At 72.4% G+C, this 16,589-nt stretch carries 15 protein-coding genes; 3 read left to right on the forward strand and 12 right to left on the reverse strand.

Annotation, left to right across the window (positions count from 1 at the left end; translation table 11 throughout):
* Positions 1-66: 66 nt before the first annotated feature.
* A complete protein-coding gene (locus GBN72_RS08625; protein ID WP_151771122.1) occupies positions 67-813 on the reverse strand; it encodes an ABC transporter permease in 747 nt (248 codons plus the stop codon).
* The gene (locus tag GBN72_RS08630; protein WP_151771123.1) at positions 810-1,757 is read right to left on the reverse strand and encodes an ABC transporter ATP-binding protein; all 948 of its coding nucleotides are present in this window, start codon (positions 1,755-1,757) and stop codon (positions 810-812) included. The genes GBN72_RS08625 and GBN72_RS08630 overlap by 4 nt, the downstream gene beginning before the upstream one ends.
* A gap of 182 nt (positions 1,758-1,939) precedes the next feature.
* Between GBN72_RS08630 and GBN72_RS08635 the strand changes: the two genes are divergently transcribed.
* Both GBN72_RS08635 and GBN72_RS08640 read left to right on the forward strand, forming a co-directional pair.
* A complete protein-coding gene (locus GBN72_RS08635) occupies positions 1,940-2,866 on the forward strand; it encodes a ketopantoate reductase family protein (protein ID WP_151771124.1) in 927 nt (308 codons plus the stop codon).
* 235 nt (positions 2,867-3,101) lie between these two features.
* Positions 3,102-3,644, forward strand: a complete 543-nt coding sequence (locus GBN72_RS08640; protein WP_246212375.1) for an SRPBCC family protein — start codon at positions 3,102-3,104, stop codon at positions 3,642-3,644.
* A gap of 55 nt (positions 3,645-3,699) precedes the next feature.
* Here the strand turns inward: GBN72_RS08640 and GBN72_RS08645 are convergent, their stop codons facing one another.
* Positions 3,700-4,353: a class I SAM-dependent methyltransferase gene (locus tag GBN72_RS08645; protein WP_151771125.1), complete on the reverse strand. Its 654-nt coding sequence runs from the start codon at positions 4,351-4,353 to the stop codon at positions 3,700-3,702.
* Positions 4,354-4,431: 78 nt separating this feature from the next.
* Entirely contained in the window at positions 4,432-5,553 is a 1,122-nt protein-coding gene (gene mnmA / locus GBN72_RS08650) for a tRNA 2-thiouridine(34) synthase MnmA (RefSeq protein WP_151771126.1), read from the reverse strand.
* Positions 5,554-5,662: 109 nt separating this feature from the next.
* Between mnmA and GBN72_RS08655 the strand changes: the two genes are divergently transcribed.
* Positions 5,663-6,289: an N-acetylmuramoyl-L-alanine amidase gene (locus tag GBN72_RS08655; RefSeq protein WP_246212376.1), complete on the forward strand. Its 627-nt coding sequence runs from the start codon at positions 5,663-5,665 to the stop codon at positions 6,287-6,289.
* 48 nt (positions 6,290-6,337) lie between these two features.
* On the opposite strand, the gene GBN72_RS08660 is transcribed toward GBN72_RS08655, so the two are convergent.
* From GBN72_RS08660 to GBN72_RS08695, 8 genes are all read right to left on the reverse strand, one after another.
* Entirely contained in the window at positions 6,338-7,507 is a 1,170-nt protein-coding gene (locus GBN72_RS08660) for a cysteine desulfurase family protein (RefSeq protein ID WP_151771128.1), read from the reverse strand.
* 147 nt (positions 7,508-7,654) lie between these two features.
* Positions 7,655-8,515 (reverse strand): thioesterase family protein, encoded by an 861-nt coding sequence (locus GBN72_RS08665; RefSeq protein ID WP_151771129.1) that lies wholly within the window; start codon positions 8,513-8,515, stop codon positions 7,655-7,657.
* Between the two features lie 62 nt (positions 8,516-8,577).
* On the reverse strand, positions 8,578-9,255 hold the full coding sequence (locus GBN72_RS08670; RefSeq protein ID WP_151771130.1) for a trimeric intracellular cation channel family protein: 678 nt from the start codon (positions 9,253-9,255) through the stop codon (positions 8,578-8,580).
* 137 nt (positions 9,256-9,392) lie between these two features.
* Entirely contained in the window at positions 9,393-10,667 is a 1,275-nt protein-coding gene (locus tag GBN72_RS08675) for an ABC transporter ATP-binding protein (protein ID WP_151771131.1), read from the reverse strand.
* Positions 10,664-11,788 (reverse strand): ABC transporter ATP-binding protein, encoded by a 1,125-nt coding sequence (locus GBN72_RS08680; protein WP_151771132.1) that lies wholly within the window; start codon positions 11,786-11,788, stop codon positions 10,664-10,666. The genes GBN72_RS08675 and GBN72_RS08680 overlap by 4 nt, the downstream gene beginning before the upstream one ends.
* A complete protein-coding gene (locus GBN72_RS08685) occupies positions 11,785-12,783 on the reverse strand; it encodes an ABC transporter permease (protein WP_151771133.1) in 999 nt (332 codons plus the stop codon). The genes GBN72_RS08680 and GBN72_RS08685 overlap by 4 nt, the downstream gene beginning before the upstream one ends.
* Positions 12,784-12,936: 153 nt before the next feature.
* Positions 12,937-14,727, reverse strand: coding sequence for an ABC transporter substrate-binding protein (locus tag GBN72_RS08690; RefSeq protein WP_164540509.1), 1,791 nt, complete (start codon positions 14,725-14,727; stop codon positions 12,937-12,939).
* Between the two features lie 72 nt (positions 14,728-14,799).
* Entirely contained in the window at positions 14,800-15,807 is a 1,008-nt protein-coding gene (locus GBN72_RS08695; protein WP_151771134.1) for an ABC transporter permease, read from the reverse strand.
* Positions 15,808-16,589: the final 782 nt, after the last annotated feature.

A 16,589-nucleotide genomic window follows, 5' to 3' on the forward strand; every position in this document is an offset into this window, starting at 1 on the left:
ACCGTACTCGGTCGCCCGGGGGCCGCCGCCGGGGATGTCCGGCCGCGGCCCCCGGGCTCCGGGAGGTCAGGCCCGCCGTCCCGCCCTGCGGTATCCGTGGGCCGCGTAGGCGCCGAAGACGAGCAGCCAGGCGGCCAGCACGGCCACCGTGACGAGACCCGGGGCGTGGCCGTCGACGGTGTCGTGGCCGAGCCGGGCGAAGAGGTAGCCGGGGGTCCACTCGGCGACGGCGGCCAGTCCGGAGGGGAACTCCGAGACCGGGAACCACAGGCCGCCGATGACGGCGAAGGCCAGGTTGCAGGTGACGTTGGTGACGTTGGCCGTCTGCTGCGACAGCAGGTACCCGTTGGCGATCCCGAGCATGGTGAAGGGCAGCGACCCGACCCACAGCAGCCCGGTCAGCGCGAGCCACTGCCACGCGGCCATGTCGACGCCGTTGAGCAGCCGGGCGGTGAGCAGCACGACGACGACCGCGGGGAGCACCATCAGGGAGCCGGTCAGCGTCCGTCCGGCGACCACCTGGGCGGGCGTGAGCGGGGTGACGCGCAGTTGTCTCAGCCAGCCGTTGGCCTTGTCCTCGGCGACCGCCGACCCTGCCGTCAGGGCGGCGCCCAGCGCGCCGTAGGAGGCCATGCCGACCATGGCGAGGACCGCCCACCCGCCGGCCGTCCCGCCCTGGTCGCCCACCGAGGTGAAGATGCTGTACATCAGCACGGGCGTGCCGATGCCGAAGATCACGAAGCCCACGTCGCGGAAGGTGCGCCGCAGTTCGACGCCGACGTAACGGAGGACGGTGGCGGTGCCGGCGCTCATCGGGCGGCTCCCTTCTCTGCCACGGCCGGGGTGCCGGAGGCCGCGGGCTCGGACGTCAGGGTGAGGAAGGCCTCCTCGAGACCGGCCTGGGTGACCTCCAGGTTGCGCGGGAGGAGAAGCCCGACCAGGGCGACGGTGGTCGCGTCGGGGTCCGTGGTGCGCAGCCGGACCCGGCCGTCGGCGGTCTCGGCGCCCACCACCCCGGGGAGGGTGTCCACGCCCTCGGGGAGCGCGCCGTCCACCGCGTCGAAGGAGACGCGGCCGGTCCCCACGGCCCGCTTGATCTCCGCGCTGCCGCCGTCGGCGATCAGCCGCCCGTGGTCGATCACCACGATCCGGTCGGCGTTGCGGTCGGCCTCCTCCAGGTAGTGGGTGGAGAACAGCACCGTCTTGCCGCGGTCGGTGAGGGCGCGCATCGACTTCCAGAACTCCTGCCGCGCCTGCACGTCCAGCGCGGCGGTGGGCTCGTCGAGGACCAGCAGGTCCGGGTCGCCGGCCAGCGCGACGGCGAAGCAGACCCGCTGGGTCTGGCCGCCGGAGAGCTTCTCCACCCGGCGTTTGGCGAGGTGGGAGATGCCGGCGAGGTCCAGCACCTCCGCCACCGGCAGGGGCGCCGGGTAGGCGGAGGCGACGAAGCCGATCAGCTCCCGCACGGTGAGCCGGGAGACGGGCTTGAAGTCCTGCAGCATCGCCCCGACGCGCCCGCTCTCCACCCGCTCGCGCGGCGGCCCGCCGAACAGCTCGACGCTTCCCGCGGTCGGTTCCTCCAGGCCCAGCATCAGGGCGATGGAGGTGGACTTCCCGGCGCCGTTGCGGCCCAGCAGGGCGACCCGCTCCCCCGCGGCGAACTCCAGGTCGAGACCGTCCACCGCCCGCACGGCGCCGTACTCCTTGACGGCACCCCGAAACGCCACAACCGGCGTGTGCCCCCGCGTAGTTGTCATGGCCCGCACTCTAGGGGTGATCACTGCGCGCCGCCCCGGGATATCGGAACCGGACCCGCTCCCCCAAGCCCTCCCTTGCTCCTGACGACCGATCCCTGGTCTTGCCCCTGGGTCGGGGAGGGCCGATGATCTCGGCGGGACCCTGGAGCGGGCCCCGTACGTCCGCCGGAAGGAACTCCGCCATGCCGTCCCCCACCTCGGCGTCCCCCGCCCCCTCCACCGTCGCGGTGCTCGGCCCCGGCGGCGTCGGCGGGCTGCTCGCCGGCCTGCTGTCCCGGGCGGGGCACCGGGTGATCTGCCTGGCCCGCGAGGAGACCGCGTCGGTGCTGCGGGAGCGGGGCGTCACCGTCCACAGCGCGGCGTTCGGCGACTTCACGGCCGCGGTGGAGGCGGACACCGAGCTTCGTGAGCCGGTGGGCCTGTGCGTCGTGGCCGTCAAGCAGACGTCGCTGGAGGCCGCGCTGGAGCGGTTGCCGGAGGGGGCGGTGGGGCCGGACACGGTGGTGGTGCCGCTGCTGAACGGCGTCGAGCACGTCGAGGTGCTGCGTGGCCACTACGGCGCCGGGCGGGTGGCCGCGGGGGTGATCCGGGTGGAGGCGACCAGGGTCGCGCCGGGCGTGGTGGAGCACGGCAGCCCGTTCTGCGAGATCGACCTGGCCGGACTGCCGCAGCCGGTGCTCGAACCGGTGGTGGAGCTGTTGTCCGCCGCGCAGGTGCGGGCGCGGATCGCCCCCTCGGAGGCCTTGGCACTCTGGTCGAAGCTGGCCTTCCTCGCCCCGTTCGCGCTGCTCACCACCCGGCACATGACCGACGCGGAAGGGGTGCGCACCACGCACCGGGCGGATCTGGTCGCGCTGACCGAGGAGATCACCGCGGTGGCCACCGCCTGCGGGGCGCCGCTGGACCCGGCGAGGAGCCTCGCGATGTACGACGCCTGCCCGCCCGGGATGCTGTCCTCGATGCGGCGGGACGCCGAGGCGGGCCGCGCGCTGGAGCTGGACGCCATCGGCGGCGCCGTCCTGCGGGCCGCCGGGCGCGAGGGCGTGTCCGCGCCGGTCACGGCGCGGCTGGTGGACGAGGTCGCCCAGCGGTACGGCACCCGGGCCTGATCCGGACCGCCGCCGGGCGCACCGCGCGGCGCCCGATGCGGCGCCGGATGCGGTGCCCGCCGTGGTGCCCGATGCGGCGCCGGATGCGGTGCCCGCCGTCGTGCCCCGCGTGGCGTCCGCCGTGGCACTCGGTGCGGCACCCCACCCGACCGCTGTGGTCGACCGCACATCCTCCGCCCGGCGTTGGCGGGTCTAGCATCGCCCTGCGGGGGCGGCGAGCGACCGTGCCCCGGGAATGGGGGACGACGTGCGCTACTCCGACCGGCCTTCCACGGAGCGCGAGGTGTTCGTCGCGGCGGAGCCCGCCCGGGTGTGGGCGGTGGTCTGCGACGTCGAGGAACTGGCCCAGGGCAGCCCGGAGCTGATGCGCACCGAGTGGCTCGACGGCGCCACCGGAGCGGCGCTCGGCGCGCGGTACGTCGGCCACAACGAGCACCCGGTGGCCGGAAAGGGCCGCACGCTCGCCCACATCACGGAGTTCGAGCCCGAGCGGCTGCTCACCTGGGCCGTCCTGGACGTCGACGGACGCTTCGGGGAGCCGGCCGAGGCGCTGGAACGGCGCATGGCCACCTGGTCGTTCCGTCTGACGCCCGCCGACGGCGGCACCCTGCTCCACCAGTCGACGGTGATCGGCCCGGGCCCCTCCGGGCTCACCGCGGTGATCGCCAGGATGCCGGAGAAGGAGGAGGCGGTGATCGCGTACCGCCTCCGCGAGCTGGGCGAGGGCATGGACGCGACGCTGAAGGCGGTCAAGCAGGCCGCGGAGAAGGCGGATTGAGCAGCGCGGCGACCCGGGGCCGGGCGGTCCCGCCCGCCGCGCCGCCCGGCCCCGGTCACCGCATCCGCGCGACCAGCGCGTAACGGACGTCGTCGACCTCGCGCCCCCACAGGCCCAGGTCGCCCGTCAGGTCCTCGAGGGTGATCTCCGACGCGAGGGGCGCCACCGCCGCCCGCAGGGCGTCCGGCAGGACCCCGCCGGTCCAGGGCAGCGCCGCCGCACCGTCCACGTACGGCGCGGCGTCGGCGGACTGCCGCCAGCGGCCCTCCACCAGCAGCAGCGTGCCGCCGGGGCGGATCCGGCCCGCCCAGTCCCGCAGGGCGGCCCGCGGGTCGGGCAGCGTCCACATCAGGTGCCGCACGACCACCATGTCGAACCGCTCCCGCCCCACCGGCGGCGCGGCCGCGTCCCCGAGGAGGAACCGCCCCGGCAGCCCCGCCGCGTCCAGCTTGGCGCGGGCGGCCTCCACCATGGCGGGCGCGAGGTCCACGCCCGTCACCCGGTGTCCGGCCCCGGCGAGCAGCGCCGCGAGCGAGCCGGTGCCGCAGCCGAGGTCCAGCACGTCGGCGGGCGGCGGCGGCGCCCAGCGGCGCAGCAGCCGGTCCCAGGCGGCCCGGGTCCCCGCCTCCCGCAGCCCGTGGTCGGGCTCCTCGTCGAAGGCGGATGCGGCGGCGTTCCAGTACGCGGCGATCGCGGAGGCGTCGGTCATCCCGCCATCGTGGCAGCGGGCGCCGACAGCGGTTCCCCGCCGCGGCGCGGGATCGGTTTCCCCGCCGCGGCGCGGGCGTCAGACGGCCGAGGTGGCCCGGACCGTGGAGGCGATGGTGGCCGAGCCGACGACCCGGGTGCCGTCGTAGAGGACGACGGCCTGGCCGGGGGCGACGCCGCGGGCCGGTTCGGCGAAGGCGACGTGGAGGGTGCCGTCGATCAGCTCGGCGGTGACCGGGGTCTCGTCGCCGTGGGCGCGGAGCTGGGCGGTGTAGGCGCCCGGGCCGGAGGGTGCGGTGCCGCACCAGCGGGGCCTGATCGCGGTGAGGCCGGTGACGTCGAGGGCGGCGGCGGGGCCGACGGTCACCGTGTTGTTCACCGGCGAGATGTCGAGGACGTAGCGCGGCTTGCCGTCGGCGGCGGGCGTGCCGATGCGCAGGCCCTTGCGCTGGCCGATGGTGAAGCCGTAGGCGCCCTCGTGGGTGCCGAGCTTGGCGCCGGACTCGTCGACGATGTCGCCCTCCGCCTTGCCGAGGCGCTTGGCGAGAAAGCCCTGGGTGTCGCCGTCGGCGATGAAGCAGATGTCGTGCGAGTCGGGCTTCCTCGCGACGGCGAGGCCCCGGCGGGCGGCCTCGGCGCGGATCTCCTCCTTGGTGGTGACCGTGTCACCGAGCGGGAAGAGGGCGTGGGCCAGCTGGCGGTCGTCGAGGACGCCGAGGACGTAGGACTGGTCCTTGGCCATGTCCGAGGCACGGTGCAGCTCGCGGGAGCCGTCCTCGCGGACGATCACCTTCGCGTAGTGGCCGGTGCAGACCGCGTCGAAGCCGAGGGCGAGCGCCTTGTCGAGGAGCGCCGCGAACTTGATCTTCTCGTTGCAGCGCAGGCAGGGGTTGGGGGTGCGGCCGGCCTCGTACTCGGCGACGAAGTCGTCGACCACGTCCTCCTTGAAGCGGTCGGCGAGGTCCCACACGTAGAAGGGGATGCCGATGACGTCCGCGGCGCGGCGGGCGTCGCGGGAGTCCTCGACGGTGCAGCAGCCACGCGCTCCGGTGCGGAAGGACTGCGGGTTGGCGGAGAGCGCGAGGTGCACTCCGGTCACCTCGTGTCCGGCCTCGGCGGCACGGGCGGCGGCGACGGCGGAGTCGACACCGCCGGACATGGCGGCGAGGACGCGGAGGGGGCGCTGCGGGGTGTCGGTCATAACCCCTCAAGGGTACGGGGCGCCGGGGAACCGCCGCTCCCGGATATGCGTTGTGCAGTCTGTGAGCGACAGGACCAGGGCCCGCGGAGCGGGGGAAGGGGACCGGCGCGTGGGGCGCCGGACCCTGCTGATCGGCGGCCTCGCGACGGCCGTCGGCGCCGCCGCGCTGGGGCGCGACGAGCTGGGCCGGCTGTGGTGGCGGGTCCCGGGGGTGGAGAAGCCGCGCGTCGAGGGCGCCGTGGATTTCTCCGGCGCGCGCTGGACGGCCGCCTCGGAGGCCAACTACCGCCGGGCCGACCGGCCCGACGACCACCCCGTCGAGCTGGTGGTCGTCCACGTCACCCAGGGCAGTTACGACAGCGCGGTGCGGGTGTTCAAGAACCCGGACCACCAGGCGGCGACGCACTACATCGTCGACCAGGACGGCAGCGTCACCCAGATGATCCGCGAGCTCGACGTGGCGTACCACGCGGGCAACCGGGACTACAACGAGCGCAGCGTCGGGATCGAGCACGTCGGCTTCGTGGACCGGCCGAAGGACTTCACGGACGCCATGTACGCGGCGTCGGCGCGGCTCACGGCCCGAATATGCGAGCGCTACGGCATCCCGGTGGACCGCTCGCACGTCATCGGCCACCACGAGGTGCCCGGCGCCGACCACACGGATCCGGGCCCGCACTGGGACTGGGACCGGTACATGAAGCTGGTGCGCGAGGCGCTGAGGTCCACGGCCTGACGCCGGGGAGCGGCGGCCGGGTGGCGCCGGCCCGGCGGCCGGGTGGCGTCAGCTGAGGCCGGCGGCGCGGGCGCGTTCCACGGCGGGGCCGATCGCCTTGGCGACGGCCTCCACGTCGGCGGGCGTGGAGGTGTGGCCGAGGGAGAACCGCAGGGTGCCCCGGGCCAGGTCCGGGTCGAGACCGGTGGCCAGCAGGACGTGGCTGGGCTGGGCCACCCCGGCCGTGCAGGCGGAACCGGTGGAGCACTCGATGCCCTGGGCGTCCAGCAGGAGCAGCAGGGAGTCGCCCTCGCAGCCGGGGAAGGTGAAGTGCGCGTTGGCGGGGAGCCGGCCGGCCGGGTCGGGGTCACCGCCCAGGATCGCGTCGGGCACGGCCGCGCGGACCGCCTCGACCAGTTCGTCGCGCAGCCCGCCGACGCGCTGCGCGAAGAGCTGCTGGTGGGCGGCGGCGTGCTGTCCGGCGACCGCGAAGGCGGCGACGGCCGGGACGTCCAGGGTGCCGGAGCGGACGTGGCGTTCCTGCCCGCCGCCGTGGAGCACCGGGACGGGGGTGTGCTCCCGGCGCAGCAGCAGCGCGCCGATGCCGTAGGGGCCGCCGATCTTGTGGCCGGAGACGGTGGCGGCGGCGAGGCCGGACTCCTCGAAGGACAGCGGGACCTGGCCGAAGGCCTGCACCGCGTCGGCGTGCAGCGGGACGCCGAACTCGGCGGCGGCGTCGGCGAGCGCGCGGACCGGCATCAGGGTGCCGATCTCGTTGTTGGCCCACATCACGGTGGCCAGGGCGACGTCGTCGGGGTCGCGGGCGATGGCCTCGCGCAGGGCGTCGGCGTGGACCCGGCCGTGGGAGTCCACGGGCAGGTACTCGACGGTGGCGCCCTCGTGCTCGGACAGCCAGTGCACGGCGTCCAGGACGGCGTGATGCTCGACGGGGCTGGCCAGGACGCGGGTGCGGGCCGGGTCGGCGTCGCGGCGGGACCAGTACAGGCCCTTGACGGCGAGGTTGTCGGCCTCGGTGCCGCCGGAGGTGAACACCACCTCGCTGGGGCGCGCGCCGAGGGCCTCGGCGAGGGTCTCCCGGGCCTCCTCGACGGTGCGGCGGGCGCGGCGGCCGGCCGCGTGCAGGGAGGACGCGTTGCCGGTGACGGCCAGCTGGGCGGTCAGCGCGGCGGCGGCCTCCGGCAGCATGGGTGTGGTCGCCGCGTGGTCGAGGTATGCCATGGTGCCTCGATTCTACGGGGCGGGGCGGCGGGGCCTTTCGGGGTGCCGGGGTCCGCCCGGGAGGCGGTGCCGGCCGCCTCCCGGGCGGATGCTGTGGGGGGCGCGCGGCGCGGACCCCTCCCCCGCGCCGCGCGGCCCCGTGGGCGGTCAGGCCAGGCGCGCCCGTGCGAGCTGCCGGGACTGGGCGACGAGGCGGCCGGCGGTGTCCCAGACCTCGCAGTCCTCCTCGAGGAAGCCGCCGGCGAGGTTGCGCGTGGTGATGGAGACCCGCAGCGGGCCGGGGGCCGGGCGGCACCGGATGTGGGCGGTGAGCTCCACGGTCGGTACCCACCCCTTGATCCCCAGGTCGAACGCGGTCGGCGGCAGCGCGTCCACGGTCAGCAGGAGCGAGAACGGGTCGGCGTCCCGCCCGTCGGCGAGCCCGAACCAGCCGCGTACCTCGCCCTTGCCGGAGGGCGTGCCCAGCGCCCAGCCCAGCGTGGCCGGGTCCAGCTTCATGAACAGGCGGTCCGTGATGGCGGACGCGCCCGGCAGCGGCTCCGGCGAGTCGTCCGGCCCGAAGCACTGCTCGATCGGCGGGAACCGCGGCGGAACGGCGCTGGTCCGGACGTCGTCGGGCAGTGAGCCCAGGTCGCCGTAGGAGGCGAGGACCCGGATCCGCTCGACCTCGTTGCCGTCCTCGTCCTCCTGGAGGATCGACGCCTGGCCGGTGGAGAGGGTCCGGCCGGTGCGGACCACGGACGTGCGCACCACGGCCGGGCCGGGCGTGGAGGCGGTCAGGTAGTGGGCCGTGATGGAGAACGGGTCGTCGTGCGGCAGCGCGTCGGAGAGGGCGCGGGCCGCCACGGCCAGCAGGAATCCGCCGTTGACCGCGTTGAAGATCGTCCAGTCGGCGGAGAGGTCGATGTCGTACACGCCGGGCTCTCGGCGGGTGACCGTGCTGTCCCGGTCGAACTCGCTGTCACCGATCGTGGCCCGGGTCGCCTGGGCGGAGGCTGCTTCTGCCATGGGAGAACGATACAACGCACGTTACTAAGCGGTAGCTTTCCCCCCGCCCACAGTGGCCCACATCACACCGCGACCTCCTCCGGCCGCACCTCCTTGACCGTCGACCGCCGGTGCCAGGCACGCGGGGCGCGCCAGTGGTACCGCATGGCGAGCAGGCGCAGCACGAAGGCGACCATGACGGCCAGGCCCAGGGTGGCGGGGGTGAGCTCGTCCAGCTTGATGCAGACCGCGACCATCGCCGAGCCGACGATGGCGGGCACCGCGTAGAGGTCGCGGTCCCAGCGCAGCAGCGAGGGCACCTCGTTGGCGAGCATGTCCCTCAGCACGCCGCCGCCGACGGCGGTCGCCATGCCCAGCGTCGCGGAGGCGGTGAGCCCCAGGCCGTACTCGTACGCCTTGAGGGTGCCGGCCACGCAGAACAGACCGAGGCCGGCCGCGTCGAAGACGTTCACCGCCGTCTGGATGCGCTCCACCTGCGGGTGGAGGAAGAAGACCAGGGCGGTGGCCGCGAGGGGGGTGAGGAAGTACCCGAGGTCGGTGAAGGCGACCGGCGGCACGGCGCCGATCACCACGTCACGCAGGAGACCGCCGCCGAGCGCGGTGACCTCGGCGAGCACGGCCATGCCGAAGACGTCGAAGTTCTTGCGCACGGCGAGCAGCGCGCCGGAGATGGCGAAGACGAAGATGCCGACCAGTTCGAGCGTGTGCTGAACACCCGGGCTGAACAGTTGGGGAGACACCTCAATATTGTGCCCGGAACCCGGCGGAAGCCTTGCAATAAAAGGTCCAGCATGCGAGATGCCTGGAGTTCAATGCGTCACGTCGACAGACGAGGGGGCGGCGCCCCGTTGGACACCGCCCCCTCGACCGTCGGGAGTCACTCCTTGGTGACAGCCTCGCCGGACCCTTCGCCGGAGCCCTCGGAGCCCCCGGCGGACCCCTCGGAGCCCTCGTCCGGGTCCGCGTCCGGGCCCTCGTCCTGGCCCGGTTCCGTGCCGGATTCCCGCTCGGCCACGACCGCGGCCGAGGTGGACTCCTCCAGGACGGCGTCCGGCACCAGCTCGGCCGCCTCCTTGGCCCCGGAGAGCAGCACGGTGTCCTGCGGCGCCTGGTCCTCGAAGTTCTCCGGGTGGTGGCACGCCACCCGCTGCCCGGGCCGCAGCTCCAGCAGCGGCGGCTCGGTCGTGCGGCACACCTCGGTCGCCTTCCAGCACCGGGTGTGGAACCGGCAGCCGCTCGGCGGGGCGATCGGCGAGGGGACGTCGCCCTGGAGCAGGATCCGCTCGCTCTTCGCCGACTTGCGCGACGGGTCCGGGATCGGCACCGCCGACATCAGCGCCTTGGTGTACGGGTGCATCGGCGACCGGTACAGCGAGTTCCGGTCCGCCAGCTCGACGATCTTGCCGAGGTACATCACCGCGATCCGGTCGGAGACGTGCCGGACCACCGACAGGTCGTGCGCGATGATCACGTAGGTGAGCCCGAGCTCCTGCTGGAGGTCGTCCAGCAGGTTGACCACCTGTGCCTGGATGGACACGTCGAGCGCGGAGACCGGCTCGTCCGCGACGACCAGCTTCGGCTTGAGCGCGAGCGCGCGGGCGATGCCGATGCGCTGGCGCTGGCCGCCGGAGAACTCGTGCGGGTAGCGGTTGTAGTGCTCCGGGTTGAGGCCCACGACCTCCAGCAGCCGCTGGACCTCCTTCTTCACACCGCCCTCGGGCGTGACGCCCTGGAGCTTGAAGGGGGCGCCGACGATCGTGCCGATGGTGTGGCGCGGGTTCAGCGACGAGTACGGGTCCTGGAAGATCATCTGCACGTCACGCCGGAGCGGGCGCATGCCGCCCACGCCGAGGTGGGTGATGTCCTTGCCCTCGAACTCGACCGTGCCGCCGGTCGGCTCCAGCAGGCGGGTGATCAGCCGGCCCATGGTCGACTTGCCGCAGCCGGACTCGCCGACGACGCCCAGCGTCTCGCCCCGGCGGACCTCGAAGTCCAGGCCGTCGACGGCGCGGACCGCCCCGGTCTGCCGCTTCAGCAGGCCGCTGCGGATCGGGAAGTGCTTCTGGAGCCCGGTGACCTTCAGCAGGATCTCGCCGTCGGCGGTCTCCCCGGAACCCACGGGGCCCGTACGGTTCTCTCGGTTCTCGCTCACAGCTTCGGCGCAATCTCTTCGGTCCAGATACGCTCCCGCTGCTCCTGGCTCATGTGGCAGGCGGCCCAGTGACGGCTGCCGACCTCGGTCAGCTCCGGCCGGACCGTGCGGGTGACGTCGTCCTTCGGGATGTCCGCGTACGGGCAGCGCGGGTTGAAGGCGCAGCCGGACGGGAGGTTGATCAGCGACGGCGGGGAGCCCTTGACCGGGACGAGACGCTCCTGCTGCTCGCGGTCCAGCCGCGGCATCGAGCCGAGCAGACCCCAGGTGTAGGGGTGACGGGGCTCGTAGAAGACCTTCTCGGCCGGACCGCGCTCGACGCAGCGGCCGCCATACATCACCAGGATGTCGTCGGCGAGTTCGGCGACGACGCCCAGGTCGTGGGTGATGACGATGACCGCGGAGCCGAACTCCTTCTGGAGGTCGCGGATGAGGTCGAGGATCTGCGCCTGGACGGTCACGTCCAGGGCGGTCGTCGGCTCGTCGGCGATCAGCAGCTCGGGGTTGTTGACCAGGGACATCGCGATCATGGCGCGCTGGCGCATGCCACCGGAGAACTCGTGCGGGTAGCTGTCCACCCGCTTGTCCGGCTGCGGGATGCCCACGCGGTCGAGCATCTCGACCGCGCGGCGCTTCGCCGTCTTCTTGTCCACGTCGTGGTGGATGCGGTACGCCTCCACGATCTGCTGCCCGATCGTGTAATACGGGTGCAGCGCGGAGAGCGGGTCCTGGAAGATCATCGCCATGTCCCGGCCGCGCAGCTTGCGCACGTGGTCGGGGTCGGCGGAGAGGAGCTCGGTGCCGTTCAGCCAGATCTCGCCGGATATCCGGGCCTTGCGCTTGCCGTACTGACCGGCGGTGTGCAGGCCCATGATGCCGAGCGAGGTGACCGACTTGCCGGAACCCGACTCGCCCACGATGCCGAGGGTCTTGCCCCGCTCGAGCTGGAAGCTGAGCCCGTCGACGGACTTGACCAGGCCGTCGTCGGTGGGGAAGTGCACCTTGAGGTCACGGACGTCGAGGAAGGCCTCGCCGCCGCCGGCCGGGCGGCCCAGGACCGGCTCGCCCACGGCCGTGCCGGGTGCGTTCGTGGAGCCGGCGTTCTTGCTGATGTCGGTCATGCGAGCCTCACCCGGGGGTCGATCGCGGAGTAGAGGACGTCCACCACGAGGTTGGCGACGATCACCGCGATGGAGGTGATCAGCACGACGCCCAGGATGACGGGCAGGTCCTGGGTGCGGATCGCCTGGAGGACGGCCTGGCCCAGCCCGGGCAGGTTGAAGGTGGTCTCGGTGAGGATCGCGCCGCCGATGAGGGCACCGATGTCCATGCCCAGCATGGTCAGCACCGGCGTCATGGCGGAACGCATGGCGTGCTTGCCGATCACGGTCTTCTCGGCCAGGCCCTTGGCGCGCGCCGTGCGGATGTAGTCCTCGCCGAGGACCTCCAGCATGGTGGCGCGGGTGATCCGGGCGTACATGGCCGCGTAGAGGAAGGCCAGGGTGATCCAGGGCAGGATCAGGCCGCCCAGCCACCCGGTGAAGCTCTCCTCCAGCGGCACGAACTGGCCGTCGATCCAGCCGAGTCCGTAGATGAAGATCGCCGCCGCCACCATGCCGGTGAAGTAGATGGGCAGAGAGACGCCGCCGAGGGCGATGACCATGGCGCCGCGGTCCCAGATGCTTCCCCGCTTGAGGGCGGAGAGCACACCGGCGGAGACGCCGAGGAGCAGCCACAGCAGCGCGGCGCCCAGCGCGAGGGCCAGCGTCACCGGGAAGCGGTCCATCAGGACGGGGAAGATCTCCTGCTCGGTACGGAAGGAGTAACCGAAGCAGGGAGCCGCGCAGTTGGTGACGTCGCCGCCGCCCACGTACGTGCGGCCGGCGAAGATGCCCTTGAAGAACTCCCAGACCTGGGAGTGGATCGGCTCGGCCAGGCCGAGCTTCTGCCGCACGGCTTCGATGGCCGCGGGGTCCGCCTGCTTGCCCACGAAGTTGGCCGCGGGATCGATGCCGGCCCACTTGGGGATCAGGAAGAAGATGCCGAAGACCACCACGATGATGACCACCAGCATCACTGCGGCGGCTATGAGCCGCCTGATGAGGTAAGCGAGCACAGCTCTCGGCCCGCCGCGGACGGCGGGCCGGGCCGGGGGACGTTCCCCAGCCGCCTTGTGAGCGGCGGGAGTTCGTCCCCCGGTCGGCCCGCGGTCACGCCGCGCCGGCCTTCACCTGCCTTTCGTGCCGTACGGCGGGTGTGCCGGAGGGGTTTACTTCTTCAGGCCCAGGTTGACGAAGTCGTACATGCCGCTGTAGCCGTCCGAGGTGTACACGTTGGCCAGCTCCGGGGAGCGCCAGTTGATGAACTTCTCGAAGACGAACGGCAGGTAGTAGCCGCCCTCCATGACCTTGTGGTTGATCTGGGTGGAGATCTCCGCCTTCTTGGCGTCGTCGAGCTCCTTGACGTAGTCGTCGAAGAGGCCGTCGACCTCCTTGTCCTCGATCAGCGCGTAGTTGTTGTTACCGCTCTCGAGGATGTAGTCGCTGTGCCACAGCGGCAGACCGTAGCCCTGGACGGACGGGAAGTCCGGGCCCCAGCCCATGATGATGATGCCGTAGCCCTTCTTCTTCACGTTCTCGGGGCTACCGATGATGGAGGAGGTCTGCGAGCCGTCGTACTGGTCGATCTCGGCCTCGATGCCGACCTTCTTCAGCGACGCCTGCAGCGACTCGGCGGTCGCGACCTCGACCGGCTTGTTGTTGCGGACCGCGATGCGGGTCTTGAAGCCGTCGGGCTTGCCGCAGGCCTCGAGCTCCTCCTTGGCCTTCTCCGCGTTGCCCTTCTTGTTCGCACCGGCGAGCTCGAAGGGGTCGTACTTCTGGCCCTCGGCGCCGGGCACCGACGGCGGGAGCATGTTGGTGCCGATGTCGCCACCGGCGATCGGGCCACCGCGGGCGGTCTGCAGCGACTCGTGGTCGGCGCCGTAGATCACGGCCTTGCGGCAGTGCTCGTCGTCGAACGGCGCCACGGACTGCGGGAAGACGGCGTAGCGGATGTAACCCGAGACCGGGTTGTCCAGGTTGCCCTTGTGCTCCTGCAGCGCGGTCTGGCGGCCCTGCGGGGACATACCGGTCTGGTTGACGTCCAGGTGGTAGTCACCGTTGATCAGGCGCTGGTCCATGTCGTTGGCGTCCGAGAAGAACGTCACCGAGACCTTGTCCGGGTAGGCCTTGCGGACCGGGTCGGACTCCTGCGACCACTTGTCGTTGCGGACCAGGACCAGCTTCTTGCCGGGCTCGTACGACTCGAACTTGTACGGGCCGGAGGAGAACGGGTGCAGCTGGTACTGGGCCTTGGTGTCCTTGTCCGCGCGGACCGGGGACGCCGAGACCATGGCGAGCATCTCCTCGAAGTCGGAGTTGGCCTCCGGCAGCTTGAAGATGATCGTCTTGTCGTCCGGAGTCTCGATCGCCTTGAGGCCGAGCTTCTCCGGGTCCTTGTCCTTGTACGGGCCCTCGTACTCGCCCTTGGGGTCGAGGACGTCCTTCAGGTAGACCGGGCCACCCGACAGCACGTCCTGCGCCCAGATGCGCTCGATGCCGTACTTGATGTCCTTGGAGGTGATGGGCTTGCCATCCTCCCAGGTCACCCCGTCCCGGAGGGTGTACTTGTAGGTCTTGCCGTCGTCGCTGATCTCAGCGGCGGCGGTCGCCAGGTCCGGCGTGATGCCCGCGCCCTCGGCACCCGGGGCCGGCGTGTTGGTCACCAGCGTGCGGGAGTAGTACCGGGCGAAGTTCCACATGAAGCCGTAGTAGCCACGCGTGGTGTCCCACGAGTCGGCGTCCTGGGCGCCCGCGAACTTCAGCTCGCCGCCCTTGGCGACCAGTTCGGCCTGGGCGACCTTGTTGTTCGCGGCGTCGAAGCCCGCGGCCTTGGCGGTGCCGCCGGCCTTGTCGGTGCTGTCGCTTCCGCCGCCGCACGCCGCCGTGGACAGCAGCGCCGCGACCACGGCGGCAGCGGCGAGAGCCCGCTTCCGCCGCCCTGTGGTGTGGGTAGTCACGATCTCGGATCCTCCGGATTGATGAAAGATCCCGTGTGCTTGAGCCACGGGACGCTCAGTGGGTTCGGTACCTCAGCGCGAACCCTTCGGGTCGAGGGCGTCGCGGACGCCGTCGCCGAAGAGGTTGAAGGCAAGGACGGTGATGAAGATCGCCAGACCGGGAACCACCATGTACATGGGGTCCGACTGGTAGTAGCTGATCGCGCTGGAGAGCATCTGGCCCCAGGACGAGGTGGGCGGCTTCACGCCCACGCCCAGGAAGCTGAGGGCCGCCTCGGTGAGGATGTTGGTGGGGATCATCATCGTCGTGTACACGATGATCGGCGCCACCAGGTTCGGCAGCAGCTCCTTGAACAGGATGTAGAGCCGCCCGGCACCCAGCGAACGGGCCGCCTCGACGTACTCGCGCTCCCGCATGGAGAGCGTCTGGCCGCGCACCACGCGACCGACGTAGGGCCAGCCGAAGAAACCGATGACCAGGATCATCACGAACACCCGGACGCCGGAGCCGCTGAGACCCAGCAGGTCGTTGGGCATCACGGAGACCAGGGCGATCGTGAAGAGCAGCTGCGGGAAGGCCAGCAGACCGTCCATCACGCGGCTGATGAGTGCGTCGACCCAGCCGCCGAAGAAGCCGGCCAGGATACCGAGGACGGTGCCCAGCACCACGGCGACCAGCGCGGAGGCGAAGCCGACGAGGAGCGAGACCCGGGCGCCGTGGACGATGCGGGCGAAGATGTCGCGGCCGCTGACCGGCTCGACGCCGAACCAGTGGTCGCCGCTCACGCCGCCGAGCGAACCGACGGGCGTACCGAACAGCGGGTCGATCAGCTCCTCGTGCCGCAGGTCCGGGTCCTGTCCGACCAGGCTGGTGATCAGCGGGGCGAAGACCGCCACGAGCACCAGCAACACCACGACGACGCCGCCGAACAGTGCCAGCTTGTCCCGCTTCAGGCGCTCCCAGGCGATCCGTCCGAGGGAACGTCCCTGGACGGCCTTCGTCCCGCTGCTGGCAGCGGCCGCTTCCACGGCCGCGCTCGGGGCCGCCTCGGCGGTCGGCTCGTGCAATGGTGCCGTCATCTGGCAGGGACCCCTCTCAACCGGCGGTAGCCGGGCCGCACATGCCGCGGTAGCGGCTTGACCTGTCCGTCGTGCAAAAGGGTGCGTAGCGCACACCCTTGCGGGGAGTTTTCATGGCCATGGCGACGAATCGCCAGAGCTCCCGGGGAATGGATGCGCAACTGTGATGCTGAGCTGGGAGTTCCGTTATTCGGACGGCGGTCATCAAGGGGCGGACACACCCGCGTCGGGACAGGTGCGCCGGAACGCCGCGCAACTGGTCCAAATCGCCCGGGGGTTACGCGCGAAGACCCCGCCTCCGGACGCATGCTGGACCGGTTCCGCCAGGGGTTCCTCACCCGCGGGCCGCCACCGGAACGGGGACCGGCCTGCCGCCCTCGGCCGCCCCGATCCGCCCCGATCCGCGTCGACCGGCAGGCCCGCCGACCCCGCCCACCCGTGCCGCCGGGCGCCGTTCGGAATCGGCCACGGGGACGCCGAGGACCGCCGCCGGACGCGGACGCGTCGGGGGCCGGCCGGAGCGGCCCGACGGCCGGCGGGGCCGTACAGCGGCCCGGGATGACCGGGCGGACCGCGCGGCGGGGCGGCCGCACGGGCCGGCCGGCGCGGGCCCGTAGCGCCCGGGCGGCGTGCGGTGAGGAGCGCCGGGCGGGATCAGGCCGCCCCGGACGGCGGGTCGACGGGGCGGCCGCGCGGGCGCGGGGCCGGTGGCGCCCCGACGGCGTACGGCACCGGGCGCGATCAGCCCCTGCCAAAAACGGGTCGGCGAGGCGCCGCCCCAG

Source organism: Streptomyces abyssomicinicus (assembly GCF_008974245.1).
In the GTDB taxonomy this organism is placed as follows: domain Bacteria; phylum Actinomycetota; class Actinomycetes; order Streptomycetales; family Streptomycetaceae; genus Streptomyces; species Streptomyces abyssomicinicus.

Excerpts from the sequence above, each read along its gene's own strand:
- mnmA (WP_151771126.1), bottom strand. The coding sequence starts at position 5,553 with ATGACCGACACCCCGCAGCGCCCCCTCCGCGTCCTCGCCGCCATGTCC.
- GBN72_RS08660 (WP_151771128.1), bottom strand. The coding sequence starts at position 7,507 with ATGGCATACCTCGACCACGCGGCGACCACACCCATGCTGCCGGAGGCC.
- GBN72_RS08695 (WP_151771134.1), bottom strand. The coding sequence starts at position 15,807 with ATGACGGCACCATTGCACGAGCCGACCGCCGAGGCGGCCCCGAGCGCG.
- GBN72_RS08630 (WP_151771123.1), bottom strand. The coding sequence starts at position 1,757 with ATGACAACTACGCGGGGGCACACGCCGGTTGTGGCGTTTCGGGGTGCC.
- GBN72_RS08625 (WP_151771122.1), bottom strand. The coding sequence starts at position 813 with ATGAGCGCCGGCACCGCCACCGTCCTCCGTTACGTCGGCGTCGAACTG.
- GBN72_RS08640 (WP_246212375.1), top strand. The coding sequence starts at position 3,102 with ATGGGGGACGACGTGCGCTACTCCGACCGGCCTTCCACGGAGCGCGAG.
- GBN72_RS08665 (WP_151771129.1), bottom strand. The coding sequence starts at position 8,515 with ATGGCAGAAGCAGCCTCCGCCCAGGCGACCCGGGCCACGATCGGTGAC.
- GBN72_RS08635 (WP_151771124.1), top strand. The coding sequence starts at position 1,940 with ATGCCGTCCCCCACCTCGGCGTCCCCCGCCCCCTCCACCGTCGCGGTG.
- GBN72_RS08645 (WP_151771125.1), bottom strand. The coding sequence starts at position 4,353 with ATGACCGACGCCTCCGCGATCGCCGCGTACTGGAACGCCGCCGCATCC.
- GBN72_RS08680 (WP_151771132.1), bottom strand. The coding sequence starts at position 11,788 with ATGACCGACATCAGCAAGAACGCCGGCTCCACGAACGCACCCGGCACG.